Source organism: Mycobacterium sp. (genome assembly GCF_040398885.1).
In the GTDB taxonomy this organism is placed as follows: Bacteria; Actinomycetota; Actinomycetes; order Mycobacteriales; family Mycobacteriaceae; genus Mycobacterium.
Window position 1 is genome coordinate 1 of record NZ_JBBATF010000213.1, and the last position, 3,954, is coordinate 3,954.

General features: G+C 70.1%; 5 protein-coding genes. 1 reads left to right on the forward strand and 4 read right to left on the reverse strand.

The features are described 5' to 3' along the window. The 4 genes from cysS to carD all read right to left on the reverse strand — a co-directional run. Window positions 1–1,409, reverse strand: a 1,409-nt coding sequence (gene cysS / locus ADBZ5U_RS14845; RefSeq protein WP_526811466.1) for a cysteine--tRNA ligase, incomplete at its 3' end; no start/stop codon positions are given. An 11-nt stretch (window positions 1,410–1,420) separates the two neighbouring features. Further along, window positions 1,421–1,900, reverse strand: coding sequence for a 2-C-methyl-D-erythritol 2,4-cyclodiphosphate synthase (ispF, locus tag ADBZ5U_RS14850; protein ID WP_526811468.1), 480 nt, complete (start codon window positions 1,898–1,900; stop codon window positions 1,421–1,423). Then, window positions 1,897–2,559 carry a 2-C-methyl-D-erythritol 4-phosphate cytidylyltransferase gene (ispD, locus tag ADBZ5U_RS14855; protein WP_526811470.1) on the reverse strand — a complete coding sequence of 221 codons (663 nt, stop codon included), beginning with the start codon at window positions 2,557–2,559 and terminating at the stop codon, window positions 1,897–1,899. Before ispD ends, ispF begins: the two co-directional genes overlap by 4 nt. A gap of 36 nt (window positions 2,560–2,595) precedes the next feature. After that, window positions 2,596–3,084, reverse strand: coding sequence for an RNA polymerase-binding transcription factor CarD (gene carD / locus ADBZ5U_RS14860; protein ID WP_011892341.1), 489 nt, complete (start codon window positions 3,082–3,084; stop codon window positions 2,596–2,598). A 288-nt stretch (window positions 3,085–3,372) separates the two neighbouring features. Here carD and ADBZ5U_RS14865 point away from each other — a divergent pair, with 288 nt between their 5' ends. Continuing rightward, the gene (locus tag ADBZ5U_RS14865; RefSeq protein WP_526811472.1) at window positions 3,373–3,882 is read left to right on the forward strand and encodes a copper chaperone PCu(A)C domain-containing protein; all 510 of its coding nucleotides are present in this window, start codon (window positions 3,373–3,375) and stop codon (window positions 3,880–3,882) included. The last annotated feature ends 72 nt before the right edge of the window (window positions 3,883–3,954 follow it).

The following is a 3,954-nucleotide window of genomic DNA, read 5'->3' on the forward strand; positions in this document are numbered from 1 at the left end:
CCGCTGGCACCGCCGGCACCGCCCAGTAGAGACCATTGCGGGCCGTCTGCGGTGTCGGTGACCTCGACCCCGGCGGCTTTGAGCCGATCGCGGATCTCGTCTGCAGCCGCCCAATCCCGGTTCCGCCGGGCGTCGTCACGGCGGTTCAACTCCGCGTCGACCAGCACACCGACGGCGGCCAGTGCGGCGGCGGTCTCATCGCGGGTCTCCCAGCGTTCGTCGAGGGGGTCGCAGCCCAGAATCGCCGTCATGGCGCGGATCTCGCTGGCCTTGGCCAGTGCGGTCTGGTGATCGCCGGCTTCCAGTGCGCGGTTCCCCTCGGCGCGGGCGGCGTGGACCTCGGCCAGGGCCGCGGGGACGGCGAGGTCGTCGTCGAGGGCGGCGGCGAATTTCCCGGTCCAGGTGGTCGCCACCACCGCACCCACCCGGGTGCGGACCCGGTGCAGGAAATCCTCGATACCTGAGTAGGCGCGGGCGGCGTCCTGCAGTGCGGTCTCGGTGAACTCCAGCATGGAGCGGTAGTGCGCGCTGCCCAGGTAGTAGCGCAGTTCGGCGGGCCGCACCCGTTGCAGCACAGCGGGAATCGCCAGCACATTGCCCAGCGACTTGCTCATCTTCTCGCCACCCATGGTCACCCAGCCGTTGTGCAGCCAGAAGTTGGCGAAGCCGTCGCCGGCGGCGCGGGCCTGCGCGATCTCGTTCTCGTGGTGTGGGAATACGAGATCCATTCCGCCGCAATGAATGTCGAACTCCGGGCCGAGGTATTCGTGAGCCATCGCGACGCATTCGGAGTGCCAGCCGGGACGGCCCCGGCCCCACGGCGTCGGCCATGACGGCTCGCCCGGCTTCGCTCCCTTCCACAGCGTGAAATCCCGCTCGTCCCGCTTGCCGGCGGCCAGGCTTTCGCCTTGGTGCACGTCGTCGATCCGGTGACCGGAGAGCCGGCCGTACTCGGGGAAGCTCCGGACGTCGAAGTAGACGTCACCGGCTCCGGTGTAGGCGTGACCGTTGTCGATGAGCCGCCCGATGAGTTCGACGATCTGGGTGATGTGCCCGGTGGCCCGCGGCTCGGCCGAGGGCGGCCCCACACCGAGCGCGTCGTAGGCCGCGGTGAAGGCACGCTCGTGAGTGGCCGCCCATTCCCACCAGGGCCGGCCCGCTTCGGCGGCCTTGGTGAGGATCTTGTCGTCGATGTCGGTGACGTTGCGGATGAAGGCGACGTCGAGGCCCTTGGCGATCAGCCAGCGGCGAAGCACGTCGAAGGCCACCCCGCTGCGGACGTGCCCGATGTGCGGCAGGCCCTGCACGGTCGCCCCGCACAGGTAGATCGAAACCTGACCCGGGCGCAGCGGCACGAACTCGCGCACTTCACCGGAGTAGGTGTCGTGCAGGCGCAGGCCGGTGGTCACGACGTGGCAGCTTACCGGGAGGCCCGCACGACCAGCGCCGTCGCGACCGCGGCCATTCCCTCGCCCCGGCCGGTGAGTCCGAGGCCGTCGGTGGTGGTTGCCGACACCGACACCGGCGCCCCGAGCAGTTCGGAGAGCACTCGCTGGGCCTCGTCGCGGCGCGGCCCGACCTTGGGGCGGTTGGCGATGACCTGGACGGCGGCGTTGCCGACGGTGAATCCGGCCCCGGCGAGCAGGTCGCGAACATGGGTCAGCATCTGCGCGCCGGTGACACCCCGCCACTGCGGCTGGTCGACGCCGAAGACCCCGCCGAGATCCCCGAGGCCGGCTGCCGAGAGCAGGGCGTCGCACAGGGCGTGCGCCGCCACGTCGCCGTCGGAGTGCCCCGAGCAGCCGTCGGCGTCGTCGAAACGCAGTCCGAGCAGCCAACAGGGGCGTCCGGGCTCGATCGGGTGGACGTCGGTGCCCAGACCGACCCGGGGCAGCGTCACGATCCCAGAACCGTCCTCGCCAGCCGAAGGTCCAGTGCGGTGGTGATCTTGAAGGCCAGCGGGTCACCGGCCACGGTGTGGACCGGGATGCCGATGTTCTCCACCAGGGAGGCGTCGTCGGTCACCGGCAGCGAGCCCGCGCGCTGGTACGCCCGCCGCAGCAGATCGGTGTGGAAACCCTGCGGAGTCTGCACCGCGCGCAGGCCGGAGCGCTCGGGGGTGCCCAGCACCACCCCGTTGGCATCCACGGCCTTGATGGTGTCGACCACCGGCAGCACGGGTACCACGGCTCGCATGCCGTCGCGCAGAGCGGCCACCACCCGCTGAATCTGGTCCACCGGCGTCAGCGGCCGGGCGGCGTCGTGGACGACGGTGAATTCCGGCTCGCCCGCGGCGGCCAGCGCGAGACGGACGGTGTCATGGCGCTCCGGGCCGCCCCCGACCACCGTGACCCGTCCGCTGAACCGGGCGGCGGTCTCGTCGACGCGGTCGGCCGGCACCGCCACGATCACCCGGTCCACGACACCGGATTCGAGCAGGCCGTCGACCGCGCGTTCCAGCATGGTCCGGCCACCGAGATCGACGAAAGCCTTCGCGATGCCGGCACCGAGTCGTTCACCGCTGCCGGCGGCCGGGACGACGGCGACGGTCTCGGTCACCGTTGTCTCTCCGCGCCGTCGATCGTCACAGCGCCTTCAGGAGGCGGCGGCCAGAACCTCGTCGAGAATGGTCGAGGCCTTGGCGTCGTCGGTGTTCTCGGCCAGCGCCAACTCGCCGACCAGGATCTGCCGCGCCTTGGCCAGCATGCGCTTCTCGCCGGCCGACAGCCCGCGCTCCTGGTCACGGCGCCACAGGTCGCGGACGACCTCGGCCACCTTGTTCACGTCGCCGGAGGCCAGCTTCTCCAAATTGGCCTTGTAGCGGCGCGACCAGTTGGTGGGCTCTTCGGTGTGCGGAGCGCGCAGCACCTGGAAGACCTTGTCCAATCCCTCCTGGCCGACCACGTCGCGGACTCCGACGTACTCGGCGTTGTCCGCGGGCACCCGAACGGTCAGATCACCCTGCGCGACCTTCAGGACGAGGTACTCCTTCTGTTCGCCCTTGATGGTCCGGGTTTCGATCGCTTCGATCAATGCAGCACCGTGGTGTGGGTAGACAACGGTGTCTCCGACCTTGAAAATCATCAGATTAGAGCCCCTTTCGCCCTCCGATACTAGCACGCGCCCGGACAGCACGTGGATCAACGGTGCAGGTCAGGGGCATCGCAGCCGGATTCCGGGGGTTGACAACGGCGCAAATGTCTGCATCGCCCGGCCCCGAAGGCCACCGCGCGGCCCCGTGCGGGCCTCGCGCGAGCAGACGCACGACGCCCGGTAATCGCCTTGATCTACCGCGCGGCGGGCAGACCTACTACTGTGCATAGTCGAAGCGCGGCGGCTGGCGCCGACCGCATAGCCGAGCAGGAGGCTGACGTGAACCGCTTGTCCAACCGCCTCGCCGCCGCGTCCGCCGGCCTGGTGGCCGGCGGCCTGATCCTCACAGGTTGCGGCGCGGGTCAGATCTCCCAGACCGCCGACCAGCAGGCGGCGGTCAACGGCAACTCCGCGAACGTGAAGGACATCGCGCTTCGCAACGTCCACATCCAGGCGGCCCAGAGCGGCGACTTCCTGCAGCCCGGCCAGACCGTGCCGCTGGTGTTCGTGGCCGCCAACAACTCCTCCGACGTCGACGACAAATTGGTGGGAATCACCTCCGACACGGGCACCGTGACGCTGACCGGCGACGGATCCATCCCGGCCGGCGGCGCGCTGGTGGTGTCGGCCGAGGGGCAGGCGGAGCCGATGGGCAGCGCCAGGCCGGAGACCGCCGTGGTGACGCTGAGCAAGCCGATCACCAACGGGCTCGCCTACAACTTCACCTTCAACTTCCAGAAGGCCGGGCGGACCACGGTCGCGGTGCCGATCGCCGCCGGCGAGGACTGACACCGCCGACTGCGCGGGGCTCGCTCGACCCGGCGCGGGGTACCGGGAATTGGCGCGGGGTACCGGGAATTG